This window comes from Gluconobacter kondonii (genome assembly GCF_002723995.1).
Lineage (GTDB): Bacteria > Pseudomonadota > Alphaproteobacteria > Acetobacterales > Acetobacteraceae > Gluconobacter > Gluconobacter kondonii.
The window spans coordinates 51060-77933 of sequence record NZ_BEWP01000002.1 but is presented as its reverse complement, the minus strand read 5'-3'; the positions used below and the strand labels follow the sequence as shown (position 1 = coordinate 77933).

General features: G+C 59.3%; 20 protein-coding genes and 1 riboswitch. Of the genes, 13 read left to right on the top strand and 7 right to left on the bottom strand.

Annotation, left to right across the window (positions count from 1 at the left end):
* Positions 1–34 precede the first annotated feature (34 nt).
* Positions 35–2137 carry a prolyl oligopeptidase family serine peptidase gene (locus GKO01_RS02820; protein ID WP_244901297.1) on the top strand — a complete coding sequence of 701 codons (2103 nt, stop codon included), beginning with the start codon at positions 35–37 and terminating at the stop codon, positions 2135–2137.
* A 78-nt stretch (positions 2138–2215) separates the two neighbouring features.
* Here the strand turns inward: GKO01_RS02820 and GKO01_RS02815 are convergent, their stop codons facing one another.
* Together GKO01_RS02815 and GKO01_RS02810 are read right to left on the bottom strand one after the other, a co-directional pair.
* The gene (locus GKO01_RS02815; protein WP_099285660.1) at positions 2216–3634 is read right to left on the bottom strand and encodes an amino acid permease; all 1419 of its coding nucleotides are present in this window, start codon (positions 3632–3634) and stop codon (positions 2216–2218) included.
* A 191-nt stretch (positions 3635–3825) separates the two neighbouring features.
* Positions 3826–5049, bottom strand: coding sequence for a lytic transglycosylase domain-containing protein (locus GKO01_RS02810; protein ID WP_099285659.1), 1224 nt, complete (start codon positions 5047–5049; stop codon positions 3826–3828).
* Positions 5050–5112: 63 nt separating this feature from the next.
* Between GKO01_RS02810 and GKO01_RS02805 the strand changes: the two genes are divergently transcribed.
* From GKO01_RS02805 to GKO01_RS02785, 5 genes are all read left to right on the top strand, one after another.
* On the top strand, positions 5113–5586 hold the full coding sequence (locus tag GKO01_RS02805; RefSeq protein WP_099285658.1) for a flagellar basal body-associated FliL family protein: 474 nt from the start codon (positions 5113–5115) through the stop codon (positions 5584–5586).
* On the top strand, positions 5583–6686 hold the full coding sequence (fliM, locus tag GKO01_RS02800; RefSeq protein ID WP_099285657.1) for a flagellar motor switch protein FliM: 1104 nt from the start codon (positions 5583–5585) through the stop codon (positions 6684–6686). Before GKO01_RS02805 ends, fliM begins: the two co-directional genes overlap by 4 nt.
* A 14-nt stretch (positions 6687–6700) precedes the next feature.
* Positions 6701–7189 (top strand): DUF6468 domain-containing protein, encoded by a 489-nt coding sequence (locus tag GKO01_RS02795; protein ID WP_099285656.1) that lies wholly within the window; start codon positions 6701–6703, stop codon positions 7187–7189.
* A 6-nt stretch (positions 7190–7195) separates the two neighbouring features.
* A complete protein-coding gene (locus GKO01_RS02790; protein ID WP_099285655.1) occupies positions 7196–7918 on the top strand; it encodes a MotE family protein in 723 nt (240 codons plus the stop codon).
* A 278-nt stretch (positions 7919–8196) separates the two neighbouring features.
* Positions 8197–10464 carry a tetratricopeptide repeat protein gene (locus tag GKO01_RS02785; RefSeq protein ID WP_167383413.1) on the top strand — a complete coding sequence of 756 codons (2268 nt, stop codon included), beginning with the start codon at positions 8197–8199 and terminating at the stop codon, positions 10462–10464.
* On the opposite strand, the gene GKO01_RS02780 is transcribed toward GKO01_RS02785, so the two are convergent.
* Positions 10461–11141: a TetR/AcrR family transcriptional regulator gene (locus tag GKO01_RS02780; RefSeq protein ID WP_241009440.1), complete on the bottom strand. Its 681-nt coding sequence runs from the start codon at positions 11139–11141 to the stop codon at positions 10461–10463. The two genes, GKO01_RS02785 and GKO01_RS02780, sit on opposite strands and share 4 nt — an antisense overlap.
* A 114-nt stretch (positions 11142–11255) precedes the next feature.
* On the opposite strand from GKO01_RS02780, the gene GKO01_RS02775 reads away from it, so the two are divergent.
* The 4 genes from GKO01_RS02775 to GKO01_RS02760 are packed head-to-tail and all read left to right on the top strand — an operon-like array spanning position 11256 to position 17476.
* On the top strand, positions 11256–12470 hold the full coding sequence (locus GKO01_RS02775; RefSeq protein WP_099285652.1) for an efflux RND transporter periplasmic adaptor subunit: 1215 nt from the start codon (positions 11256–11258) through the stop codon (positions 12468–12470).
* A gap of 6 nt (positions 12471–12476) precedes the next feature.
* Positions 12477–15653 (top strand): efflux RND transporter permease subunit, encoded by a 3177-nt coding sequence (locus tag GKO01_RS02770; RefSeq protein ID WP_099285651.1) that lies wholly within the window; start codon positions 12477–12479, stop codon positions 15651–15653.
* Complete coding sequence (locus tag GKO01_RS02765; protein WP_099285650.1) at positions 15650–17116, top strand: efflux transporter outer membrane subunit; 1467 nt, start codon at positions 15650–15652, stop codon at positions 17114–17116. Before GKO01_RS02770 ends, GKO01_RS02765 begins: the two co-directional genes overlap by 4 nt.
* 12 nt (positions 17117–17128) lie before the next feature.
* A complete protein-coding gene (locus GKO01_RS02760) occupies positions 17129–17476 on the top strand; it encodes a hypothetical protein (protein ID WP_099285649.1) in 348 nt (115 codons plus the stop codon).
* Between the two features lie 51 nt (positions 17477–17527).
* Here GKO01_RS02760 and pnuC read toward each other — a convergent pair whose 3' ends face one another.
* From pnuC to GKO01_RS02745, 3 genes are read right to left on the bottom strand one after another with little or no spacing between them, the layout of a single operon-like run.
* Positions 17528–18109, bottom strand: a complete 582-nt coding sequence (pnuC, locus tag GKO01_RS02755) for a nicotinamide riboside transporter PnuC (protein ID WP_099285648.1) — start codon at positions 18107–18109, stop codon at positions 17528–17530.
* Positions 18100–19254 carry a phosphotransferase enzyme family protein gene (locus GKO01_RS02750; RefSeq protein ID WP_099285647.1) on the bottom strand — a complete coding sequence of 385 codons (1155 nt, stop codon included), beginning with the start codon at positions 19252–19254 and terminating at the stop codon, positions 18100–18102. The genes pnuC and GKO01_RS02750 overlap by 10 nt, the downstream gene beginning before the upstream one ends.
* 2 nt (positions 19255–19256) lie before the next feature.
* Positions 19257–21683, bottom strand: coding sequence for a TonB-dependent receptor (locus GKO01_RS02745; protein ID WP_099285850.1), 2427 nt, complete (start codon positions 21681–21683; stop codon positions 19257–19259).
* A 92-nt stretch (positions 21684–21775) separates the two neighbouring features.
* A riboswitch (TPP riboswitch) is annotated at positions 21776–21904 on the bottom strand.
* 169 nt (positions 21905–22073) lie between these two features.
* Here GKO01_RS02745 and GKO01_RS02740 point away from each other — a divergent pair.
* The 3 genes from GKO01_RS02740 (at position 22074) to GKO01_RS02730 (ending at position 25467) form a co-directional block, all read left to right on the top strand.
* Positions 22074–23519, top strand: coding sequence for a methyl-accepting chemotaxis protein (locus tag GKO01_RS02740; RefSeq protein WP_244901296.1), 1446 nt, complete (start codon positions 22074–22076; stop codon positions 23517–23519).
* Positions 23520–23647: 128 nt separating this feature from the next.
* Complete coding sequence (locus GKO01_RS02735; RefSeq protein WP_099285646.1) at positions 23648–24886, top strand: MFS transporter; 1239 nt, start codon at positions 23648–23650, stop codon at positions 24884–24886.
* Positions 24886–25467, top strand: a complete 582-nt coding sequence (locus GKO01_RS02730) for a YdcF family protein (RefSeq protein ID WP_099285645.1) — start codon at positions 24886–24888, stop codon at positions 25465–25467. Before GKO01_RS02735 ends, GKO01_RS02730 begins: the two co-directional genes overlap by 1 nt.
* 1 nt (position 25468) lies before the next feature.
* On the opposite strand, the gene GKO01_RS02725 is transcribed toward GKO01_RS02730, so the two are convergent.
* Positions 25469–26728, bottom strand: coding sequence for an AGE family epimerase/isomerase (locus tag GKO01_RS02725; protein ID WP_099285644.1), 1260 nt, complete (start codon positions 26726–26728; stop codon positions 25469–25471).
* Positions 26729–26874 lie beyond the last annotated feature (146 nt).

The following is a 26874-nucleotide window of genomic DNA, read 5'->3' as shown; positions in this document are numbered from 1 at the left end:
TTTCCTTCTGAAACAATCAGAAGGAATTGTTACAGTGACAGTTTTTCGCAGTTTTCGCCGGGCCGGTCTAGCCGTTCTGCTGACGGGCAGCATGTTCACGCCGCTGCATGCGGCGGATGTTCCCGACACCATTCCCGGCTGGCTGAGCGATATCAATGGCGCGCAGGCGATGGCCTGGGTGAAGGAGCAGAACGCCCGTACTCTGCGCCTTCTGGGGCATGGTCCGCTTTACCAGAGCCTATATGCGACGTCCCTGAAACTGCTTCAGACGCATGATCGTCTCGCCTCTCCCATCCAGATCGACGGGATGATCTATAATTTCTGGCGTGATGACCAACATTTGCGGGGTGTCCTGCGCCGGACGACGCCGGATTCCTATGCGACCGATCATCCGGAATGGACTGTCGCGCTGGATCTGGATGCGCTGGCGGCGAAGGAAAAGCGTAACTGGGTTTATGGCGGGGTGGACTGCCTGCACAGCCAGCAGAATCTCTGCCTGCTCCATCTTTCCGATGGTGGTGAAGATGCCAAGACCGTGCGGGAATTTGATCTGCGGACTGGAAAATTCGTCGAGGGCGGGTTCAATCTTCCGCATGCCAAGCAGGATTCAAGCTGGCTAGACCGTGACACGCTTCTGGTCAGCTATCCCTGGACGTCTGCAGATGTGACGGAATCCTCTTATCCGTACATCGTGAAGCTTCTCAAGCGCGGCCAGTCCCTCGATCAGGCGCAGACGGTTTTCACCGGCAGCCGGAAGGACGTCGAAGTCGGGCCGGAAGTGCTGCATGACGGCGCAGGACATCAGGTCATGCTGATCCGCGAAGGGCTGGATGCGTTTTCGTCGAAGCTGTTCTTGTATCGGGGCGGTCAGGTGACGCAGGTCGCCATTCCCCTGAAGGCGGATGTTGCCGGACTGTTCAATGGTCGTCTGGTGGTTCAGCTCAAGGAAGACTGGAAGGTCGGAGCGCAGTCCTTCCCGCAGGGCAGCGTGGTGCTGGTCGATCCGGCTGCGGCAACGGTCGCGCCCCAGCTTCTGGTGGCACCGACGGGCCGTCAGATGATCGAGGGGGCGTCCACGAGCCATGGCCATCTGATCGTCACGCTCTATGACAATGTGCGGGGCAAGATTTCGATCTATACGCCCACAGGCGCGGCCTTCACGCACCGGGATCTGCCTTTGCCAGAGAACATGTCGGTCGATCTGGCCAGCGTCGATGAAGACAGTCCGGTGGCTTATGCTGTTTCGAGCGGTTTCCTGAGCCCGACCACGCTGTGGGAGATCAACAGCGACACGGCTTCGGTTCAGAAGCTCCATACGCTGCCAGCGCAGTTCGACGCCTCGAAGATGGCGGTGGAACAGCAGGAAGTTCGCTCGAAAGACGGCACCAGCATTCCGTATTTCATCGTCCATCCCCGGGACATGGCGCTGGATGGAACCAACCCGACACTTCTTTACGCTTATGGCGGGTTTGAAGTGCCGCTTTTCCCGTTCTATTCGGCCGGGATCGGCAATAACTGGCTGGCGCGCGGCGGGGTGTATGTTCTGGCGAATATCCGCGGCGGTGGAGAATTCGGACCGGCCTGGCACGATGCGGGTCTGAAGACCAATCGCCAGCGGATCTATGACGACTTTGCTGCCGTAGCGAAGGATCTGATGGACCGTAAAGTGACGTCGCCGCAGCATCTGGCGATTCAGGGCGGTTCCAATGGCGGTCTGTTGATGGGCGTGGAGTTCACGCAGCATCCGGATTTCTGGAAGGCTGTTGATATCGAAGTGCCGCTGCTGGACATGATGAACTACGAACACATGTCGGCGGGCGCGTCGTGGGTCGGGGAATATGGAACGGTCTCCATCCCCGAGCAGAAGGCGTTCCTGCGCGGAATTTCGCCGCTTCAGAACCTCAAGCCCGATGTGAAATATCCCGTGCCGTTCATCGAGACGACCACGAAGGATGATCGCGTCGGTCCTGTTCATGCAAGGCGTTTTGCTTGGCGGATGAGCGAACTCAAACTGCCCTATTATTATTGGGAGCAGGTTGCTGGCGGTCATGGCTTCGGGGCCAGCCAGAAGGAAATCGCCCAGACTCAGGCACTTAGCTATGCGTATTTGTGGTCTGAACTTGGGCAGGCGAAATAAGGCTTCCCATCATGCGGAGATGAAAAAGGGCGCTCTGCGGAGCGCCCTTTTCAAATGTCAAAAGCCAAGAGAACGGGATCAGCCGTGGCGACGGCTGCGGTCCAGCAGGCACCAGCCACCGATTAGTACGGCGCCGATCAGCGGGATGGCGCCGATCGTGATCGTACCGTCCGGGTAGTCGAAAGCCATCATGACCAGAACGAAGCCCAGAAAACCCAGCGTCGCCCATGTCGTATAAGGAGCGCCGGGCATGTTGAAGCCCGTTGGCATGATGTCCCCGCGATTGATCGCGGCCCGCAGCCGGAGTTGGCACAGCAGGATGAAGCCCCATGTACTGATGATGCCCAACGCCGAAAAGTTCAGGACGATTTCAAACACGCGGGACGGGATGAGATAGTTCAGCATCACACCCACCAGATACACGCCCAGCGTGGTGAGAATACCGACATAAGGTACAGAGCTTTTGTTCAGCTTGCTCAGCGCCCGGGGGCCGGATCCACCGAGAGACAGGGCGCGCAGCACTCGCCCGGTGGAGTACAGGCCGGAATTGAGGCTGGAGAGGGCGGCCGTCAGCACTACGATGTTCATGATCGTGCCGATACCGGGGATGCCCAGTGCTTGAAAGAACGTGACGAACGGGCTGGTGCCGGCATGATATTCTGTCCAGGGCAGGAGGCAGACCAGCAAAACAACCGAGCCCACATAGAACAGCCCAATCCGCCAGATCACGCTGTTGACGGCGCGCGGAAGGATTTCACGGGCGTCCTCGCATTCGCCTGCGGCTGTCCCCAGCAGTTCGATACCGGAATAGGCGAACACCACCCCCTGAAGCAGCATCAGGGCGGAAAACAGTCCATGCGGGAAGATACCACCGTTTTCGGTAATCAGGTGAAAGCCTGTCGTGTGGCCGGCAACCGGCATGCGCGTGCCGAGAATGAGGGCGCCTGCAATCAGGAAAAGCGTCAGCGCTATGACTTTGATGAGGGAGAACCAGAACTCCATCTCGCCAAAATAGCGCACGCCGATCATGTTCATGGTGCCGACGATCGTCAGTGCCACAAGAGCGAAGACCCATTGCGGAACCGGCAGGAAAACTGCCCAGTAATGCATATAGAGCGCGACGGCCGTGATATCGACGATGCCGGTCATGGCCCAGTTCAGGAAGGACAACCAGCCCGCCATATAGGCGGCACGTTCACCGAGGAATTCGCGCGCATAAGTCACGAAGCTGCCGCTGGTCGGGCGATACATGACAAGCTCGCCCAGCGCGCGCAGGATCAGGAACGAAAAAACGCCGCAGACTGCATAGATGATGGCAAGAGACGGTCCAGCCATCTGGAGGCGTGAGCCCGCCCCGAGGAATAGCCCCGTACCGATGGCCCCGCCGATGGCAATCATCTGGACATGACGGCGTCCGAGATCCTTGTGATAGCCTTCCTCGCTGATGGCCCCTGTCTGATGGCTTGGGGTGTGATCGGGGGCCGGGCTTGTCGTCATCTGCGCGTCCTGAGAAGTCTTCGGGGAAGGTATCGGTAAAGCTGAAAGGGCGTGACGAGAGGCGAAGGCTTGGAGGGTCTACGCTTCATGCGCGGCAGCTATGTGTCTCATGCATGGGAACATAGGCGAAAGTCGCCACATTGCCAACGCGGATTGATTGCATGGGTGAAACTGGGTCGCTGACTGTGCCTTCAATGTCCCGGCGGAACGGCCATGCAGGCCATTCCCTGTCCGGAAAGAGTTGAGCAGGCCTCGGCGGCTCCTGCGCGGCTGATGCCCGTCAGGCGCGCGCGCCAGACAGTGGTGCCGTGACTTGGCGTAGGGTGGACTTCGATTCGGGCAGACTGAAGCGGCGCAAAGGCCGCCTGCCGCGCCATGGTTGCGGCGAATTTTGCCTGTCCGATACTGCCGAATGCCCCCACCTGAATGGCCCATGGACCATAGCTCCCCGGCCGGTGATAGCCGACGACCACTGTGGTCGACTCCGTAGGCTGAACCGGAAGCATATGTGGTGTCGGTATGACAGGAGGCGCTGCGAGAGGCCGGGACGTAGCTGTTGCAGAAGGTGGAGGGAGCTGTGAGGTTCCAACGGGCTGGACGGCACAGGGTACGTCTGGATCGTAGGCGTCGTCCGGGTTGCACGGCACGGCGCTGGGGGCGGCGATTGGTCCTGTAATCGGTGTCTGTGCCGCAGCACTCGTGACATGTCGGCTCGCCCAGACCTGCTCGACACTGCGCGAGGCCGTCATGACGGGCGCAGGAGTGCTCTGGGCCATTGGCAGTCCGGCATAGGAGGCTCCGGACTGGGAGGCGTTCAACTGATCTGCGCTGGCATAGGCGGCCAGAGGGCCTGTCATGGCAATCTGCGTGCCCAGATGAGGTGTGATGCTTGCGACGTAATTGACGGTTTCGTTAGGCAACTGGCGTCCCTCGGAAAGGTACTCCTCAAGTCGCTGCGGGCCGGCATTGTAGGCCGCGAGAAAGGCCGGAGCCCCGTATTTTCGGGCGAGAATGCTGATATAGCCAGTTCCTGCCATGATGTTGTCATGAGGTTCGTAAGGGTCCGACCTCAAACCGTAGCGCGAACGCATGTCGGCGTAGGTTTGTGGCATGAGCTGCATCAGCCCCATTGCGCCGGAGTGGGAGGTGATGGGCCGTCCGTCCAGAAACTGGTGGCCGCCGGATTCCTGATGGATGACGGCCCGGATCCAGTCCTGCGGAATCGAGAAGCGGCTGGCGGCCTGCAGGATGTACGGCCGCCAGGGATCCCCGGCCGGTCCCGGTGCGCGGTAGGCCCCGCTTGAAGAATAGTAGCGGTTGTAAGGAGAACGCTGGGACGCGCAGCCCGCAAGGGCCGCGAGGCTCAGGATCATGGTTCCCGTCTGAAGGAAGACTCGCCTTTTCCTGAGCATCATAAACCCACTGTTAATCTTTTGCGCAGATGATGAGCACTGTCCGAAAGAGAAGGCAGGCAAACGGTGACGACGGAGACTCCGGAAAACGAAACCCCGGTCAAGAAGGGGGGTAAGCGCAAGATCATCATCCTTGCAGTGCTCGCATGCCTGCTTCTGGCTGGTGGTGGAGCCTTTGCATGGAAGCATTTTCATCACGCGGCAACCCCGGCTGCCAAGACTGCTGCCCAGCCCGTGAAATGGACGACCATCACCATCCCGACCATTCTCTCCAATCTCGACTCCGGATCGGAGCGGACGCGATATGTCCGGATCGGCGCACGACTTGAAGTTGAAGACGGCAAAAATGCCGAAAATGTCGCTGCCCTGATGCCTCAGATTCAGGATGCTTTCCAAACTTGCCTGCATGGGATGCAGCCTTCGGAGCTGTCCGGAAGCGGCATTTACCGCCTGCGGGAAACAATGCTGGCGCAGATCACCAATATCGTGGCGCCTCTTCGGGTCAGGGATCTCTTTTTCGTAGAGGTGCTGGTGCAGTGAGCGATGATCGACAGGCCGACACCACGTTTGCAGATCGGGATCCCGGGATACCTGCTGCGGCTTTCCCGCTTGCCGGAAACGGTTTTGCGGGTTTTGAGGAAGGCAACGATCAGGTTCTCAGTCAGGCTGAAATTGACAGTTTTTTTGGGAAAGATTCCGAAGTCAGCGGCCCTTCGAAAAGCAGCGGCATCGAACGTGTTGTCAGCACGTCTGGCATATCGTCCGAGCGCCTGCCCATGCTCGAAGTTGTTTTTGACCGTTTCACGCGGATTCTGACCACCAGCCTGCGTAATTTTACGAGCGACAATGTTGAAGCGTCTATGGACCGGCTGGGTTCCCAGCGTTTTGGAGATTATCTCGAAAACGTTCCAGGACAGGCCATGATTGCAGTCTTCAAGGCTGAAGAATGGGACAATTACGGCATTCTCGTGCTGAGTTCTTCGCTGATTTACAGCATTGTCGATGCCCTCCTTGGAGGGCATGTCCGCAACGATTGCCCGACGCCGTCTCGGCAAACAGGTCGGCACCATACAGCTATTGAACGCGCCCTGATCGAGCCTATGGTCAGGATTATTCTTGATGATCTGGAAACAAGTTTTAGCCCGCTCTGTGCCGTCAATTTTCATTTCGAGCGGCTCGAAATGAACTCACGTTTTGCGATGGTCTGCCGTGCTGGAAACGGTGTGATTACATCACGGTTCGGCATTGATATGGAAGGTCGAGGGGGAGATGTGGATATCGTGTTGCCGCACGCCACACTCGAGCCAGTTCGGGACATCCTTCTTCAGCAGTTCATGGGAGAGAAGTTCGGTCACGACGGCATGTGGGAAAGTCATCTGGCGGAGGAGCTCTGGCAAACTGATCTGACCCTTGATGCCGTTCTGGAAGAGCAGACCGTGAATTTGAGAGACATCATGAAGCTCGTTCCCGGAGATCAACTGGTCCTGCGCCGAAAACCAGAAGCTCTCGTCACTCTGCGTTGTGGCGAACATGCTCTTTTTAAAGGGCGTGTCGGGCGAAAACAGGGACAGATCGCTGTCAAGATTGAAGAAGTTCTTAACCAGAAACCCGGCACGGATCGTGCCAAATCCTATAGCTGATCGGAGCATATTTTATGGACGGATTTCAGCTCGGGATTGAAATTGCCCTTTCAGTGCTGCTTCTGGTGACTATTTTTTACAGCCTGTACTTGGGGCGAGCCCTTTCAGTGCTGCGACGTGACCGTGGACAGCTCGATGCTCTGATTTCAAGTCTTCAGTCCAGCAGTGCTCAGGCGCAGTCGGGTATTGATCATCTGCGTCAGACCACGGAACTCGTGGGGCGTGCTTTGGGTAAGACGGTTGAATCCGGCAAAAGTCTGAAGCGAGATCTGGCCATGCTGTGTGACCGGTCCGAAACCCTCGCTCAACAGTTGGAATCGCTCCTGCCTGCTGGACGTGTTGCAGTAAAGGCATCCTCTCGGACCGAGGAACCATCCGAGGCAGCGAATTTCCGTTCGGCCCTGCGTCTAAAGCCAGATGAAGTCCGAACGATGAAGCCTAGTGGCAGCAAAAGCGCGGCGGAGCGTGAACTCTTGCGAGCGCTTCGTCAGAAGCAGGGATAATCAGGCATGTTTTTCCGTATTCTGCATCTTGCCTGTGGCCTGATGATTGTTCTTCTCGGGGTCAAGATTTACGCTATTGCGGGCGATCTGATGGGTGATACAGAGGCCTCATCGTCCGCTCTGACTGCTGTCGCCATGGCCCAACCTCAACCTGTTGCACCTGCGCCGGCGCCTCTTCAGGTTCAGCCTCCCAAGCCTGCTGAAACCGTTCCTCCTGCCGCTGGGGCTTCTCCGAAAACCGATGATCTGTGTGCCAAAGGGGGATGTAAGGGTCCTGCATCCGCAGATGTGCCTTCTTTGGTCCAGCCCGCTGATCCTGCTCTCGCTGAGCAACTCGCTTCACGGGAGAAAGAACTGAATCGCAGGGATGCGGCTCTGAATGACCGTCAACGTCTTGTTGATGCTGCTGAGGAAGAACTTCAGCGCCGCATGACTGCGCTGGAAAATTCCCGAACAGCGCTTGAAAGCAGCGAACAACATACGGACCTGTTGCGGAACGATGACGCGGATCGGCTCGTCAAAATCTATCAGACGATGAGGCCGGAAGATGCCGCCGCGATCTTCAATATTCTGGATTTACGCGTTGGTGCGGCGCTCCTCAACAGGATGAACTCTCGCAAGGCTTCGGCGATCATGGAAGCGATGTCGCCTCAACGCGCCATTCTGGCGACACAGCTTCTTGCAAATTCTCATGCACGTCCCATTGCCCGGATTGGTAGCAACGGATGAAAAGGGTGATCCTGGCCGCAGTTCTGGGTTTCTCTTCCCTTGGAGGAGCAATCGCCGCGCAGACCAGAACGTCCAGTGTCAAATCCGGACCAGAGAAAGGCCCTGTCGGTCCTGCAGCGGATGATAAGCTGTTGCCTGCTGGATGGTCGTTTTTAAACGATCCTGCGCCTCTTTTCCCGCACCCGGAAAAAGCTGTGCAGGAGAAACGGATTTCGGCGGGGTTCACTCCGATATCCGAACCTCAACCTCAGGTTGTTAATGTGTCGTCTGCGGCGTCCATGCAGGTTCCTGACGCGACCGGACTCTGGCTCCCGCTTGGGGAACTGACGCCTGTTGCAGCTTTTCGGAACGGTCAGAATATCGTCCTTGTGGCGGCCGGACGGCATGCTCTTGATACGGCAGGCCTGTCTGGCGTCGGGCCCTTCACGTCCGTCTCCAGCAGACTTCTCCCTGATGTAACGGTTATAACGATTGGATTGTCTGATGATCGTGATCCGGTTTTGCGTCCTGTGGGGGCGGGGTGGACGGTTTCGATCGCTTCTGACGCAAAACCTCAGGCCGATATGCTGCTGGGGCAGGACGGAAACGCATTGACGTTCACATCGCCTGTTCAGGATGGATTACCTCAGGTCGTGGCACTGGATGACCCGGCCTCGGGTCGGAGGCTGCTTCTGGGAATGACGCGATCGGGACGTATCGAACAGCCCATGCGCCGTCAGGGAAGCGGATTTGCAGTTCGAAGCAGTCTGATGGGTGTGGTGGTTGCGGCTGATTCTGATGATATCGAATTGCGTCAGACGGCCGGAAAGCTAGTTCTGGATACGATGGGGCCGGGGAGTTTCCCTTTGATGGGGGCCAATCGGCTTCAGCCCTATGGCTCTTCCCTGAGTGGTGTCAGCCTGAGAAGCGGAACGCCAGAAGAATTGCGTGAGGCCCTCAGAAGAAGTGTGCGCGCCGCCGCTCTGGCCTCATCGGCCGATCGGTTTGAGGCTCGTATGCGGGTTGCCCAGGCGGCAGCGCGTGTGGGGAACGGACCGCTCCTGGGTGAAGTCATGCAGGTGGCGTTGCAGGACTGGCCTGAAGGCGCGGAAAAACCTGAGGCGCGTCGGTTGCAACAGATTTCGGCCGTGCTTAACCAGCGCGAAGCCTTATCTTATCTGACTGAAGATGGAGAAAGTACTCCTGAAGATCAGCTCTGGCGTGGAATGATGCGTATGCTCATGCCGCCCACCAGTAGGGCTGGGCAGATTGCATCGGGAACGGTGGAAAGCGACCATAGTCATACGGCAGACCTGATTGCGACAGGTTTGCCTGTTCTTCAGGCATATGCGGCCCCTCTGCGAGATCGCCTCCTGCCGTCTGCCGCCCAGTGGGTGGCGCGCTATGGAAATGAAAACGCGACGAAAATTCTTGAGAAGTTTCCAGATGAGCCGCAAGTGGCTCTTGCGAAAGCGCTTCTGGCGGCTCGCCGGAATGCACCGGATGCAGAAGAGAAGTTGAAGGCGCTGTCACATGAAGCGTCGCCGCTGGTTTGGCCGGTGGCAAGAGAAGCGCTTCTTAAGCAGGCGTTGGATAAGAAAACTCTGCCCCCGCAGGCTGTTGCCGATCAGGTTGATGGCGTCCTGCCGGCACTTCGGATCGCAGGGCGGGAAAAGAATGCGCGGCTTTTGCAGATTGAGGCTCTGATGAACGGTGGCAACCTCGCAGGGGCTGCGGCAGCGATTCGGGAATGGGATCGCCTCTATCCTGACGATATGGCGGAAGTGGAGCCCCAGAAGACTGATATCATCCGCCGTATGGCGCAGGCTGCCTCTTCAGGGGGGAGGCAGAATATGGATGAAGTTGCGTTTCTGAAGGATGCGCTGAACGGAGCTTCAGAGAACGTTCCTTTACAGCGGGATATTCTCGACGGTCTGGCCCGTCGTTATGAGGCCATGGGGCTGCCCGATCAGGAACGGGATGCTTTGAGGAAGCTTGCGGATCTCCAAAGTGGGGCGCAGGGCATGGCCGTCCGGATCCGGTTGACCAAGCTGGAACTCGATATGGGAGATGCCAAGGCAGCACGGCAGGATCTCTCAGGGTTTGCCGAAGGCTCTCCTGATGCTGCGCTGGCGCTACCGGGAGGCAGCAGCAGTCAGTCCGTGGAGGTTGCGCTTCTGCGCGCGCAGATTGCTCTGGCCGATCATCGTTCGGATGAAGCAGCGGGCGAACTTGCTAGCATTCGGGATCCGCGGGCCTGGACGCTGCGGGCCCAGATAGCTGAAAAGGCAGGGGAGTGGTCCCGGGCGGTGGAGGCCCTGACGCCCATGCTGGACGCGCTGCCGGGAGCTGGCGAGGCGGCGAAGGCGCCGCTTTCTCCGGACCAGCAGGCTCTCATTCTTCGGATTGGCGGAGATGCGTCCAGAGCGCAGGATCAGCAGACACTCAGAAATCTTCAGACTCGGTTTGGTCCGTCGATGAAAGGGACAGCTTCTGAAGGTGTTTTCAGTCTGTTGACGGGGAGCAAGGATGGCGCCGCGACGCCACCCGTCTCGGCTGGCGGTTAATGCCCGTTCAGGGGAGGGCTGACGGGACGATGCCCTTCGAGGAAAACCCTTATGCCGTAAGCCATGAATTCCTCGAGCTTTTCTTTTGAACGACTTGGTTTGCAATGTGTAAGGCGTCCCAGCGTCGGGCCGCCGAGTGTCATGCCGAAAAGGAGGTCCGAAGCTTCCGTAATGTCGGGAATGTCCAGTCTGCCTGCTTCGGACTGAATGGTCATCCAGTTCTGAATGGGCAGAACGCGCCCCGAGAGCTGAAACAGATCTGCGACCAGTTGCCGGACTGCGGGGTTGCGGCTCGTTTCCGTAATGACGGAGCGCAGCAGGCTCAGACGCTCATCACAGAACATGCAGGCAGCAATACTGGTCATGAGGCCCAGAAGCTGTTTTTCCATGGAGTCCGTTGGGACGGGTGTGTAGTTTATGGGAGCAAACAGCCGCTCAAGGATCAGTGTTTCGAACAGGACCTGTTTGGAGTCGAAAAACTGATAGAGAGTTTTTTTGGACATTCCCGAGCAGGATGCGATGCTGTCCATCGACGTGGCGTGATAGCCATGGGTGATCAGGACCGAACTGGCGGCGTCGAGAATCCGGTTGCGTCTTTCCGCTTCGTCGAGCTGCGCTGGGCGGCCACAGCAGGGCTGTTTCCGGTCTTCGGACTGGCTGCTCGACTGACTGGGCAAGATGAACTCCAATATTATTTCACAGACCGAATTGACGTCTGTCAAAGAAACCCGCTAGTTTCCGTCCTCGCGGGAAACTAGCGGGTTTCTGTATCACAGGATAGCGGCCGTATCATGCCTTCTTTTCAGAAAATGTCTTTGAATTGTTCTGCTGCCCTGTCTCCGGTCGGTTCGTGGGGTGGGAGGGGCAGTTTTCTGGTGCCGCTTCTGGCGCTCCCGCTGCTGGTGGCAGGGTGTCAGAAAAAAACGCCCCCTCCCCAGATGCCGCCCCAGCCTGTCGATGTGGTCACGCTCAAGACCCAGCCGGTCACGCTTGAGACGTCCCTGCCGGGACGGACGGATGCTTACGAACAGGCGCAGATCCGTCCGCAGGTGAATGGTGTTATTGTCTCGCGTGATTTCGAACAGGGTGCGGACGTCAAGGCCGGGCAGCAGCTTTTCCAGATTTATATCGCTCCGTATCAGGCAGCTTACGATCAGGCGAAAGCGCAGCTTCTGAACGCGCAGGCCGTGGCGGAGCGGGCGAATGGGCAGCTCAAGCGGTACCGTCCGCTGGTGGCTGCCCACGCCGTGAGTTCGCAGGATTTCGACAATACGCTGGCAACGGCGCGTGAAGCCGAAGCGCAGGTGGCACAGGCGAAAGCCGCGCTGGAAGCAGCAGCCGTCAACCTGAATTATACCCATGTTCGTGCGCCCATCAGTGGGCGTATTGGCCGCACGCTTTATACGGCGGGTGCGCTTCTGACGGCGGGGCAGACCCAGCCGGTTGCGGTCGTGACACGACTTGACCCGATTTATGTGGACGTCAATCTGGCCGCCACCGACATGTTGCGTCTGAAACGTGAGCTGGCGGATGGGCAGCTGGAGCGGAATGGTGCGGATGCGGCCGCGGTCGGCCTGAAGCTCGAAGACAACTCCGAATATCCGTTGCGCGGCAAGTTGCAGCTTTCTGAAGTCACGGTGGATCCGGCGACCGGAACGCTCGTCATGCGTGCCGTTTTCCCGAACCCCGATCATCTGCTGCTGCCGGGCATGTTCGTGAATGCCCATATTGAAGAAGGTATTGATCCGCACGGTCTGCTGGTGCCGCAGGTTGCGGTTGCGCGGGATGCCAAGGGCAATCCGTATGTCATGATCGTGGACGGTGAGAACAAGGTCAGTCAGCGTTCCATTCAGGTCCTGCGGACGGTTGGCGAATCCTGGCTCGTTTCGGACGGTCTGAAAGCAGGCGAGAAGGTGATTGTGAGCGGCCTGCAGAAAGTGCAGCCGGGTGCAAAAGTGTCGCCTCATGAAGCGCCGCCCGCAGCGCCTGCGGGAAAGGCGGAGTAACCCCGCATGTCATTGTCCCGCTTCTTCATTGACCGGCCCATTTTTGCGTGGGTGATTGGTCTGATCATCATGCTCGTTGGTGGTGTCGCGATCACGCGCATGCCGATTGCGCAGTATCCGAACATTGCACCGCCCCAGATTGCCATTTCGGTCATGTATCCGGGTGCATCTGCCGAGACGGTGAACAACACGGTTGTCCGCCCGATCCTTCAGCAGATGTATGGTCTGGATCATCTCGAATACCTGTCGGCCTCGTCTTATGCGAGCGGACAGATGGAGATCGACCTCACCTTCGAGCAGGGCACGAACCCTGACATTGCGCAGGTTCAGGTCCAGAACAAGCTCCAGCTGGCCCAGCCGCGTCTGCCGGCGGAAGTCACGGCGCAGGGTCTGAGCGTCACGAAGGCGACCAAGAACTTCATGATGGTCGTGGCCTTCATTTCCGAAGATGGCAGCATGTCCGGGCAGGACATTTCGGATTATGTCGCGTCCAACATTTCCGATCCGCTGTCGCGTGTTTCGGGCGTGGGCGATCATACGCTCTTCGGTTCCGAATATGCGATGCGCGTCTGGCTGGATCCGTCGAAGCTCTACAATTTCGGCCTGACGGTCGGGGATGTCCAGTCCGCCATTCAGGCGCAGAACATCCAGGTTTCTTCGGGTGAGCTTGGCGGTCTTCCGGCCAAGAAGGGCATCGGGTTCGACGCCACGATTATTGGCCCGACACGTCTGAGTACGCCTGACCAGTTCCAGGAAATCCTGCTCAAGGTGCAGCAGGATGGCAGTCAGGTGCGTCTGAAGGATGTGGCGCGGGTCGAGCTTGGAGCGCAGAGCTATGCGCTGGGGTCGTCGTATAACAACCATCCCGCTGCCGCGATGGCGCTCAAACTGGCGCCGGGAGCGAATCAGCTCAGAACCGAAGCTGCTGTTCGGGCACGTCTGAACGAACTGAGCCGCTATTTTCCGCAGGGTCTGAAGCTCGTCTATCCGCTCGATACCGAGCCGTTCATCACGCTCTCCATCCATGAAGTGGTCGAGACGTTGATCGAGGCGATCGTCCTCGTATTCATCGTGATGCTGATCTTCCTTCAGAACTTCCGCGCGACGCTGATCCCGACGATCGCGGTGCCGGTGGTGCTGCTGGGAACATTCGGGCTGATGTCCATTCTGGGCTACAGCATCAACACGCTTACCATGCTGGCCATGGTTCTGGCGGTCGGTCTGCTGGTCGATGACGCGATTGTCGTGGTCGAAAACGTCGAACGTGTCATGACGGACAAGGGGCTGTCTCCCAAGGAAGCGGCCCGCGTCTCCATGGACGAGATTTCAGGCGCGCTTGTGGGCATCGTGCTGGTGCTGACGGCGGTGTTCCTTCCGATGGCGGCCTTTGGTGGTTCCACGGGTGTGATCTATCGCCAGTTCTCCATCACGATCGTTGCGGCCATGTGGCTATCGGTTCTGGTGGCGATGGTCATGACGCCGGCCCTCTGTGCGTCCATGCTCAAACCGACGCATAAAGGACATGAGCATGGGCCTGCGGCCTGGTTCAACCGGGGGTTTGGCCGCCTGACGAACGGTTATATTAGCGGCGTGAAATGGCTGATCCGCGTGCCGGTTGTCAGCATGATCGGGTTCGTTCTGCTGACGGCGCTCGTCGGGTTCCTGTTCCTGCGCGTGCCGGGTGGGTTCCTGCCAGACGAGGATCAGGGAATCATCTTCGGTCAGGTCACAATGCGCAACGGGGCGACCGAAGCGCAGACGGCGGCCGTCAACCGTAAGATTACGGACTACGTTCTCAAAACCTACGGTCCGTATGTTGAGTCCGTCTTTACCATGACGGGCTTCAGCTTCGCGGGGCAGGGCCAGAGTGCGGGTGCGTTCTTTATCCGGATGAAGCCGTGGGACAAGCGCCCGGGCTCTGCACACACCACCATGACCGTGTCGCGTGAGATCATGATGCATTTCTGGATGGATCCGGAAGCGCAGATTTTTGCGGTCAATCCGCCTGCTGTGATGGAACTGGGTAATGCGACCGGCTTCGATCTGGAACTGGAAGACACCGGACATCTGGGGCATGAAGCCCTGCTGGCGGCACGAAACCAGATTCTGAGCGAGGCGGCGAAAAATCCGCTTCTGATGGCTGTTCGTCCGCTGGGCATGGATGATGCGCCGCAGTTCAAGCTCGATATTGACCGTGAGCGCGCCAATGCTTTCGGTCTGACGAATGCGGACATCAACACGACGATCGAAGGGGCGCTGGGTTCCATCTACGTCAACCAGTTCATGCGCAATGACCGCGTCAAGCAGGTTTATATTCAGGGTGAAGCCTGGGCGCGTATGACGCCGGAGGATCTGAACCGCTGGTATGTCCGCAATACGACGGGGACGATGGTGCCGTTCAATGCCTTCGCTTCCGGACACTGGGTCAACGGGCCGCAGAAGGTCGAGGACTATAACGGCCTGAACTCCTACGAAATTCAGGGTCAGCCTGCCGTGGGGTCGAGTTCGGGGCAGGCCATGGTGGAAATGGAGAAACTTCTGGCCAAACTGCCGCGTGGCATTGGCTATGAGTGGACGGGCCTGTCGTTCGAGCAGCTTGCGTCGAGTGGATCGACCGGACCGCTTTATGCTCTGGCTGTTGTGGTCATCATGTTCTGTCTGGCGGCTCTTTATGAAAGCTGGGCCATTCCGTTCGCGGTGCTGCTCGTGCTCCCACTCGGTGTTTTGGGTGCCATTGCGTCGACGCTGGGACGCGGATTGGCCAACGACGTTTACTTCCAGGTTGGACTGCTCACGACGGTGGGTCTGTCGGTGAAGAACGCGATCCTGATCGTGGAATTCGCCAAGGCCTTCTTTGAAAACGGCGAAACTCTGGAAGACTCGGTTCTGGAAGCCGGGCGTGAGCGTCTGCGTCCGATCCTCATGACGTCGATCGCCTTCGTCTGCGGTGTGTTTCCGCTGGCGATCGCGACCGGTGCCGGGTCTGCGGCGCGCGTGGCGATCGGAACCTGTGTCGTGGGTGGCATGCTCTCGGCAACGCTGCTGGCGGTCTATTTCGTCCCGGTCTTCTTCGTGGTGGTGTTGCGTCTGTTCCGGGTCAGCCGGATCAAGGACCGCAAGAACCCGTATGCCCATCTGGACAACAAGGCGGCATCTGTCGCCGAAGGGGAGCACGGCGCATGAAGGCCCGTCTCGGACTGACTTCCGGATTTGCCGGGATGCTGATGCTCTCGGCCTGTAACATGGCGCCGGTTTACCACCGACCCACACAGGCCATCCAGAACAGCTACCCTGCAGATACGGCATCGAAGAACACACCTGCGGCTCAGGCTGCCTCCAATCTCGGGTGGGAGGATTTCTTCACCGACCCGCGTTTGAAGGCGCTCGTGGCACTGGCTCTGAAAAACAACCGCGACATCGCAGCGCAGCTTGATGCTGTGGGCGTGGCGCGCGGCCAGTATGAGATCCAGAATGCGTCCCTGTTCCCGATCATCTCGGCTGGCGGGCAAGGGATGTTCATGGCGCCATCCGACACGGCAGGTTTTTCGTTTGCGCCGGGCGTTGGTGAGCATATCTCGACCCTGCGTCTGTATCAGACGTCGATCGGATTTTCGTCTTACGAAATCGATCTGTGGGGTCGCATCCGCAACCTGACGCGTCAGCAGAAGGAAACGGTGCTGAACAACGTCGAGAACGCGCGGAACGTTCTCATCACGACGGTCTCGCAGATCGGGACGACCTACATCCAGTGGTTGGCTGATCGCGAGCAGCTCCGGGTGACGCGCGCCACATTGGCGTCAGAGCGCGATACGCTGCGGCTGACACAGCTTTCCTATGACAATGGCGAAACGGATGCGCTGACGCTGGCGCAGGTCAAGACACAGGTCGAGCAGGCTTCTGCCTACGAGGCGCAATATACGCGCGCGCTGGCGGATGACGAGCATGCGCTTCAGCTTCTTGTTGGCTCGCCGCTGCCGTCGACTTTGCCGGAACCGGCGCCTTTCGGGTCGCAGACCATGATTGCGGATCTGCCGGAGGGTCTGCCTTCGGATCTGCTGGAGCAGCGGCCGGATGTTCGTGCGGCCGAGCACACTCTGTTGGGAGCCAATGCGAATGTTGGTGCAGCGCGCGCGGCGTTCTTCCCCCGCTTTACGCTGACGGCTTCGGAAGGTACCAGTTCGCTTCAGTTCCGCAAGCTGTTCACACCGGGTGCTGAAACCTGGAGCATCTCCCCGTCCATCAGCGTTCCGCTGCTGACATGGGGGCAGAGCGAAGGGAACCTGATGATGGCCAAGGCGCAGTCCCGTCAGAATGCGGCACAGTATGAAAAGACCGTACAGTCGGCCTTCCGTGAAGTTTCGGATGCGTTGACGGCACGGGAAACCTATACGACCCAGCAGCGCCACATGGACGAGCTGGTGGCGCAGTCGCAGCAGGCGTTCGATCTGGCCAACATGCGATACAAGGCTGGCATCGACAGCTATCTGACCACCCTGACGCAGCAGCGCACCCTCTATCAGGCGCAGCAGAATGCAATCACGGTCAAAGCTGCGCGGTTCCAGAATATTGTGACATTGTATCGCGCGCTCGGTGGTGGGTGGAGCCAGAAGACGGTTTCGCCTAAGGTGCCCGCACAAACGCACTGACCGGAGAGCATCATGCGCAGGTTGATTGTCCCAGTACTGGCCGTTCTTGCCGTTTCAGGCGCGGCCCTTGGTACGGCCGTGGCGCAGGATGCGGATGACGGTCCCAAGAAGCCGAGCATGCACGACCTGTATCACAACTCGTCGCTGCCCAAGAGCCATGCCGATTTTAGCCGGTATCGGTATCGCCCGCCCGGGGACAAAGTGATTGAGCAGCCGGATGCCTTCCGGCTGCTGTTCCAGACGAAGGACGGTCAGCCGGACGGTTATGCCGAACGGCGGGGAACGTCGGTCTTTTATTACGACCGCTACGGCAAGCTGCGTCAGATCCAGCCTCTGCCGGAGGATGAACCGGTCGACTGAATGCTGTCTTGATAAAAGCCGCTCTGAAAATTCAGGGCGGCTTTTTTTCATTCAGGGGTGCGGACCGGATGCCGCTCCGGCAGAAATTTCGGGTTTCCAGAGCCGGTATCCGTTTGCCGCCAGCACGACAAAACCGGCATAGAGCAGGGCTGTCGGATAAAGGCCGCGGCTTATGAACAGGGCGACATAGGCGCTGTCCACCACAATCCATAGCAGCCAGGTTTCACGATAGCGCATGGTGTCCCAGTACTGGGCGAGAATGCTGTAGGCCGTGAGGGTGGCGTCCATGATGGGCGTGGGATCGTTGGTGAAGCGGGCAAGGACGAACGCCCAGACAGCACTTCCCGTCGCGCCGCAGAGCAGCCCTTTCAGAAGTGTGGGGCGTGTCGGGCGGCGGACGTGGATGCGGCCATCCGGTTTCGCCATCTTGCGCCAGTGCTGCCAGCCGTAGACGACATACAGGCAGAATGCGATCTGAAGCCCGGCATCGGCGTAAAGTCGGGCCTGAAGGAAAATCCACGAATAAAGCCCTGCCGCGGCCAGAGACACGGGCCAGCAGATCATGCTGCGCCGCGATGTCAGCCAGACGGCAAGTGCGCTGAGGACGGCCCCCAGAATTTCGATCAGGGACATGGCGCTGTTTGGAGATTATCCGTCAGCCAGTGCAGGAATTGCTGCCCCGCAGGAGACGAGAACCAGTGGGCGTGACCCAGAAGATAGTCCGTATAGGCGGCTTTCACTCCGGCTCTGTCATGAACCAGTGTCTCGTAATAGGCGACTTCGGACAGGGCATATTCGACGTGAACGAGAGGCAGGAAAAGCGGCACCAGGCGACGCTCTTTCGTCGAAAGGGCATAGTGTGTCCGATAGCCTGACAGGAAGGCTTGGAGGCGGTCGAGACTGACAGGACAGTTGTTTTCGGGATCGAGCCACGCGATAGCGGTGCGTTCAATGGCGACAGCGAGATCGTAGGCGGCGCAGGTGCGGTCCGACATCCCAAAATCGAGAATACCGCAAACCTGCGCTTCCGGCCCGGTGCTGGTCCAAAACAGGTTTGACGGGTGCCAGTCGCCATGTCCCCAGCGCGGCTGAATTGTGCCGAGATGTGGCTTCAGCCGTTCATGAAAGGGCAGGAGGGCCAGGGGGATATCGTCGCGCCAGCGGTGGTGTGTCAGGGCTTCGGCAAGCCCGGCCTGATGTGGGATCCAGCGGTCCAGCCCGGTCATCAGGTCGGGAGATGTGATGACCTCGAATGTGGAGAGAAGTGGGCGGCGGGAAGGGCGCGCAGGGGCGTCGAAGCTCCTGGAAGCCGCGTGAAGCTGGCCAAGACGCTGGCCGCCGGAGAAAGCATGTTGGACGTTGTGGAACGGTTCCCAGGATTGCACGGTCTCGTAAAGATCATGGCCGGGCATGATGGAAAAGACTTCGTAGGCCGATCCGTTGAGATCGAGTGCGGCCTCCCTGCTTTTGGTGCGCCATGTCTGGCCGACCGGAACACCCTGCGCTGCCAGATGTGTGATGAAGCGGTGTTCTTCCGCAAGCGCTGCCGCATCGCGCAGGCAATGGTCGTGGCGTTTGAGAAAAACGCGGCTTCCATCTTCCAGAAGGACGACGCCCGTGGAGGAAAAGGGGCGTCGTCCGTGCCAGATGACCTGCCGCGCGGGGGAAGGAAGCGGAAAACGGGAGAGGACATCGCGAGCTTCGGCATCAGATAGGGCGGCCCAGTCCCGCCTGCTTTCGGGACCATTGACGCCGAACTGCCCGGAAGCCTCCGCCATGCTCAGAATCCCGTCGAAGCAGTGAACAGGGCCGCAAACCCGCCTCCGATGAAGTAGCTCGGGGCACTTCCGGCGATGGTGGTGCCATACACGCCGGTCGTGTCTTTCGCATTCATGGTCGGGCTTGCCACGCCGGAAAGGTAGTGTTCGTTCGTGATGTTGATGAAGTTCATCCGCAGGGTCGGCTGATGCAGATGGATATGGTCCGAAAAGCGGTAGCCGATGGCGAGATCGCCGGTCGTGTGATCCGAGACGCGCTCGTCATTCATGAAGGTCGCGTACTGGTGGCCGGTGTAATGCACGGTGACGACGCCGAAGATGTGTCCGTCATCGTAGCTCAGCCCGGCCGCGGCCTGAAGGGTCGGGCTGCGGACAGCGATGCGGCCACGGGTACGCAGCAGGTCGCCGCCCGAAATCAGATCGTTGTCGATCGTGGCGTGCAGGTATTCGCCCGAGACATAGGGGCTGAAATGGTGCCAGGGTCGCAGGCCGATTTCTACGTCCACGCCGCGTGAAGTCTGGCCACCCGCGTTCATCGTCGTGCTGACGATAGAGCCGTTCTGGACGGCCTGTGTGGAGATCTGGCGGTTGGTGAAATTGTAGTTGAACAGCGTCAGGCTGCCGATGATCCAGCGCCCCGTGCGGCGGTATCCCAGCTCTTCGGAGATAGAATATTCGTTCCGGACATCAGCCGATCCGGTTCCGTACATTTCGCCCGAAGAGGGGTCATAGGTGTTGTACAGCGCGCTCTGGTCCGGGGCGCGGAAATTGGTCGTGGCGTTGAAGAAGATCTGGTTTTCCGCGTCAATGCGCCAGCGCACGCCGAGACGGGGCAGGGGCTCCATGCTGTTGGAGCCGACATGGTATTGCGGGCCCGGCATGCTGTTAGTGCCATCGCGGCTCATCATGACGGCTTTGAAGCCAAGGTCGATGGCCAGATGGTCGTGCAGCAGGGACATGTGATCGCCGACGAACAGTGCGTTCGTCTGGGAAATGGTGTGAAAGCTGCCGCCCAGAAGGCGTTCGCCGTTGGACAGGCGGATTACGTCGCGGCCGTTTTGCGCCCAGATGTCCGGGGCGTAGCCATTGGTCTGAACGGCCGTGAAGGGCTGCTGCTCGTTGTCGTCACCGTAATCGTACCAGTATCCGAGGACGAAATCGTTCCAGCCGGTTTTGTAGTGCAGCGCGCTGGTAAAGCCCGAGCGATAGCTGCGCTGGGTGTAATCTGCGCGGACTACGCCCACGCCGTCCTGTGCGCCGGGAAGGTTCAGCGTGTCCGACAGGGCCTGTGTGCCCTGATAAAGTCCTGTTTCGGACAGGGTGCTTCCGCCCGGCCAGTTGCCATAGGCAAGCTGCGCGTAGGGTGTGACGTCCAGCGTCAGATGGTCGGTCAGGGTCAGATGGACCGGCGCGCCGCCGTAAAGCGTGCGCTCTCCGTCCCGCCACAGGCGCCAGTAATTCGCGCCGTTTTCCGGATTGCTGCTGTCATAATGGGCCAGCAGGTTGTTCTGGCCTTTGATCCCGTCCGATTTCCATGTGTCCATGGTGGGTTCGGGATACCAGCTTGTGATGGTCGTGTTGAAAGTGCCGATGAGGCTGGCGCGGTTGCCCTGACCCCATTCCTTGAGGAGCTTGAAATCGACATGCTGCTTTTCGTCGCGTCCGGGCCCGCGCCAGTTGTCGGTTGCGCCGTGGGAGTAGGACACAAAGCCACGGATGCCGGTATGGGCGATGTCGCCGGTGTCGAGACGGATGAATTCGCGGTTGGTGTTGTAGGACCCGTAAGACACGCTGGCGTCACCACCCGCTTTTTGGGCGGGGTCGCGGAAGGTCAGGTTCATCAGGCCCCCGGCGGCGTTTAGCACCGGACTGTCCAGATCGGCAGAGCCCTGCGACAGGGCAATTTCCTGATAGTTCTCACTGTCCGCGAACTGGCTGGGCGTGCCGGAATACGCGGCGACATCGTTCAGCGGCATGCCTTCAAGCACATAACCGATGGCGCTGTTGTCGAGCCCGCGAACGGTGATGTCGGTATTGGGGGAAAATCCCATTGGATCGGACGAGGATACATTGGCGCCGGGCAGCATGGCGGCAAGCTGGAAGGCCGTGGCCATGGGAGCCTGTTTGGAAATGAAATCCTGACTGACCGTACTGACGGATTTCACACCGTCCTGTGGGTGGATCAGGCCGCCTCCCGGCTGGTTTCCGGGCGCGCTGTCTGGAATTCGGTGGACGATAATATGTTCGGCTGATGCCGGGCGCGGTGCAGTCGCGGCTGAAGGGGCAGGCGCTGTGTGATGGGTCTGCGGTTTGTTCGTATCGGCCGCGTGGGCGACGGACAGACAGACCGTGGTGCCGATCAGGGCGGGCAGGATGCCATGATACCGCAGGCGGGGTGCAGCAGAGTCTCCGGGGTGTCCGTGGGCCATGATGGAAAACGCCTCGCCTGCAAGCAATGGAAGTTCAGCGCTGATAGGAAAGGTTCAAGCTGCTGGCTGGCGGGCTCGTGAAAATGCGTCCGGCAGGCAGCGACCACCATCCCTCCGCCAGTGTGAACTGGATCAGGTTCAATGGGTCACTGCGCCCATGACGGACAAGCGTCATGACAGCAGAATCTCAGCCCCTTGCCGGGGCTCCCCACGGTGAAGCGTCACAGATCGTCTGGGGACGGAAAATTGTCAATATGAGCAGATTCTGTCCGGGCCGTGCAGGGTGAGTGTTGCAAACAATTTCGAGAGTATTCTTCATTCTTTATTAATAACGACATGTATAGTTTTCAAAAAACATCACGCTGGTGTCCAAGCGGAGCGTGAGACCTGATGTCAATAAAGGCGATCATGCTAAACTGGATTGAAAAAACCGCCTATGTCCGACAGAAAATCAAGGTGCTGTTTGCACTTCTTGTTCTGATCGCCGTGGTACAGTTTGTGGTCGAACAGCTTTGCGAGCGTCTGTTTATTCATTACCGGCATGAACAGATGCTTTCGCAGTGTATGGGGTTGATGTTTCAGGTTGCGCTGACACTTCTGATCGCGCGGTTCGCCATTCATGTGATTGCCGTACCGTTCGAGCAGATTACGGCGGCGACGGAAAAGGTCGCGGCTGGTGCTCTCAACATCACCATTCCGTGCCTTCATCATCATGACTGTGCGGGGCGGTTGGCACGCTCTCTTCAGCTGTTCCGGGAAAACAGCCAGAAACAGCTGACTCTTCAGGAAAATTCGGCGGAAGAAGCGCGCGATGCGGCGCAGATCCAAAAGGAACTGTCCAGCCGCAGCGATCGGATCCGCCGTGTGCAGGATGAGACGATCGGAACCATCTGCGCTGGGCTGGAGATTGTGAAGGAAGGGGATCTGACCTTCACGTTCGGCGATGGTTTTCAGGACCGGTTCGAGGAGTTCCGGCAGAATTTCAACACGCTCATCCAGATATACCGGACGGCGATCGCCAAGATTTCCGATGCGACCTCTGTCATCGCTAACGGAACCGCCGAAATCGCCTCGGCTTCGACGGAACTGAGCGGTCGAACGGAGCGTCAGGCTATCACGCTGGCCCAGTCCGCCGCTTCCATCAACAGCATCACCCAGACGGTCGGGAAAACGGCGCGTTCTGCGGTGCGGGCGCGTGAAACGGCTCTGGAAACGCGGGGACAGACCGTCGTGGTGTCGGGCATTATGCATTCCGCCAACCGGGCCATGGGCGAAATCCGGACGTCTTCGCGGCAGATCGAGAGCATTCTGGGCCTGATCGAGGAAATCGCGTTCCAGACCAATCTTCTGTCGTTGAATGCCGGAATCGAAGCGGCTCGTGCGGGGGAGGCAGGTCAGGGTTTTGATGTGGTGGCGAAGGAAATCCGGGCGCTTGCGCAGCGTTCTGCCAAATCGGCGCAGGATATTCGCAACATCATCACGTCTTCGGGTCGGCAGGTGGAAGAGGGTGTCCAGCTTGTTGGGGATGCGGACCGGTCTATGAAGGTCATCAGTGAGCATGTGGACGGAATAACGGCCCTGCTGGAGGACATTTCGCGCTCCACGACGGGGGAGGCCGAAAGTCTTGAGACGATCAACAAGGCCATCAGCGAAATGGACCAGATGACGCAGCGCAATGCCGCGATGGTGGAGGAGGTCACTGTGGCCTGTCGGAATCTAAGCAACGAGGCGAAGGATCTTTTCGCCGAACTGTCCAAATTCCGTTTCAGTCCCGCACAATCCGCAGGCAGGAGAGCGGGGTCCATACCTCATGAACTGGCTCCGGCGGGTTTCTGACGCTTTTTCAGGAAAGTGAAAGACGCATTTTCCTGACATGTCTCGACATCGGAGCCGATATTCCCGACACTGACGTTCATGGTTGTCAGTCCGCTCTTTCTTTTTGCGCTGAATGACAGGGTCTGCCCATGATGGGCGGGGCCTTCCGGTCTCTGGGGCGGCGGAATTACCGTGTCTGGGCCATGGGGGCGCTGGTTTCGAATATCGGAACCTGGATGCAGATGACGACGCAGGACTGGCTGGTCCTGACGGAACTGACCCGACATGACGCGACGGCAGTCGGGATCGTTACGGCGCTTCAGCTTGCGCCGCCGCTTCTGCTGATTTTCTGGACCGGAAAAATCGCCGACAGGGTGGAGAAACATCGCTTTCTGCTTCTGACGCAGGCTGCTCTTGGTACACTGGCCATCGCGCTTGGGGCCTTGGTGGTGACGGGAATGGTCAGGCTGTGGGAGGTGGATCTGTTCGCCTTCTTGAGCGGATGTGTGGCGGCGTTTGACAGTCCGGTCCGGCAGATTTTTGCCGGTGAACTGGTGGGGGAGGAAGATCTGCCGAATGCGGTGGCGCTTAATTCGGTGTCCTACAATGCCGGTCGCATGATCGGGCCTGCGGTGGCGGGGTTTTGCATTGCGGAACTGGGGTCGGGGTGGTCGTTCATCCTCAATGGATTTTCGTTCTATGGCGTGCTGATGTCGCTCCTGTCTCTGCGGACGCAGGATCTGTACCGTCTTTCGGCCCGAAAGCCGGAAAACGCCCATCAGGAAAAGCAGGATCTGCTGTCGGGCCTGCGGTATGTCTGGAAGCGCGATGACCTGCGGACCATCCTGTTCATGCTGTTTCTGCTCGGCGCCTTCGGACTGAATTTCCCGATCTATATTTCGACCATGGCCGTCAGTGTCTTTCATGTCGGGGCGCATGGTTACGGGGTTCTCAATTCTGCTATGGCGGTCGGGACGATTACGGGCGCGCTGTTCGCCGCCAGCCGCAGGACCATGAAGTTTTCGGCGCTGCCGCAGGGGGCGGTGGTGTTCAGTCTGGCGTGTCTGCTGGGCGCGCTTTCGCCTGGATACTGGGCTTTTGCGGTCACGCTGGTCATGGCCGGCATGGCGTCCCTCACGTTTACGGCGGTGAGTAACAGCTACATGCAGCTTGCGACCGATCCGGGCATGCGCGGGCGCGTGGTGTCGATCCGTTTTGCGGTTTTTGCGGGGTCCTCACCGCTGGGCGCGCCGTTGGTGGGGATGGTAGCCAATTCGCTGGGGCCGCGCTGGGCGCTGGGTGTGGGGTCTTTGGCCGGGATTCTGGCGGCGGGGGTGGCGCTGCTTTATTTGCACCGTACGCAGGCAGGTAAGGAAACGGTGTCCTGATGGGGCGCAGGGGCTGGGTTGTGAGCGGGCTGACGTTTGGTGCGGTTCTGCCGGGTCTGTTTCTACTCTGGATGGGATTCGTGGCGTTTCGCGGAGTATCGGCTGTTCCGGAGCGTTCTGAAATGGCGGTTATTTTTGGGACGGCGGTGACTGCGAAAGGGCAGCCCCGCCCGGCGTTGCGTGAACGGTTGGAAGAGGGGCTGCGGCTGTGGCGCGGCAGCCTTGTCCGGACGGTCATGGTGAGCGGTGCGATCGAGAGCGGCAATCGTCGTGACGAAGCCCGGATCATGGCGAACTGGCTTATGGAGCGGGGTGTGCCGGAAGCCGCCATCATTGTGGACTCGCACGGGAACAACACCTGGCTGACGGCCCTGCATGTTGCGCGCCTGCATCCGCAGGGCGCAGTCGTGGTCACGCAGTGGTTTCATGTCCTGCGCGCGGAATGGGCGCTCGAACGGGCGGGCGTGTCGGCGGTTTCGGGCGCGGCACCGTCCCGGTTTCGGCTTGCGGAACTCTGGTATCTGTTTCGCGATTCCGTGGCGCTTCCGGTTTATGTGCTGACGAAAGCGCCGCCCGGCTGACTCAGTAGGGAACGCCGATCTGTTCGATCGCTGTGGCAAGAGAAGGTGCCAGAGGCATCATGGGGGCCAGTGTGGACTGATAGGCGTGATACAGGTCGCCCTTGCCCTTGTAGATCGTCTCGGTGGGGTCGCCTTCCGAGCTGACTTCGTTGAACCAGCTTCCGAAATCCCGGTCGATCAGGGTCGTGTCGATATAGTCCCAGATCGTGCGGTACCAGTGCTCGTAATGGGGGTTTCCGGTCCGCTTGTAGAGGTTGATGGCGGCTGTCAGCGCCTCGGCCTGAGCCCAGTGGATGCGGCTACAGTTGTGGGGAGCGTGCTCCCAGTTGATCGTGTAAAGCATTCCTGGCCGTCCATCGGCGTTCCAGCCGGTTTTCATGCCCGTTTCGAACAGCGCCTGCGCATCATGCAGCATCCAGTCCGGGGCCTCCAGTCCATGACGGAGCAGGGCGGCTTCGAGCTTTAAGGTCAGATGCGCCCATTCCACGAAATGCCCCGGCGTCATGCCGTAAGGGCGCAGGTCGTCATTGGGTTTGTTGCTGTGATAATCGCGCATCAGGGTCCAGTCGCGATCGAAATGCTCCGGCATGGCGAAACCCTGCCTGGCGGCCAGTTCGTGCACGAAGCGGGTGACGATGCGCCGGGCGCGGTGCAGCCACTTCACGTCTCCGGTGACGTCCGCCAAGGCCATGAAGGCTTCGGTGGAGTGCATGTTGCTGTTTGCACCCCGATAGTTTTCTTCATCTGACCAGTTCGGCGCGAAGCTCTCGCGCACGACCCCCTCGTCCTCGCTCCAGAAATGGGTGTCGATCTGATGGGTGGCGTCTTTGAGTAGTTCGCCTGCGCCTTCCGCCCCGATCAGGACGGCGGAAGAGGCGGCAAGGGCGACGAACGCATGGAGGTAGGCTTGTTTGCGGTCATTGTCCTTGTCCGCGAAATGCTGCCAGCCACCGTGGGCATCATCGCGGAAGTGCGTGCGCAGGGCGTGAATGCCGTGCTCGACAAGCGGAGCGCTTCCGGGAAGGCCCTGCAACTCGGCCAGGGCATAGGCATGGACGCAGCGTGCGGTCAGGGTAGCTTCGGGTTTGGCGTTTTCAGGGAGGGTGCCTTCCAGATCCAGCCCCGCGAAGCCTCCGTCCACGCATCCGCCTTTGCTGAAGTCCAGAAGGCGACGTCCCTGCATCTCCAGCCAGGCCCGGTGTGACGGGCGGCGGATCCAGCTGTCGCGGCTGAGCAGGGTATGCGAAAGGCGATCGGTCATGAGACGCTCCGGGCAGATCGGCGGATTTGGGCATCAGGACGTTTCAAAAGCGCCGGAGTTCCAAAATGTTGGACACGCAGACATGAACCTCACGAAGATGAGCATTGATACGGATGTGGCTTGCGTCGCGCGATGGGTTTGCCGAT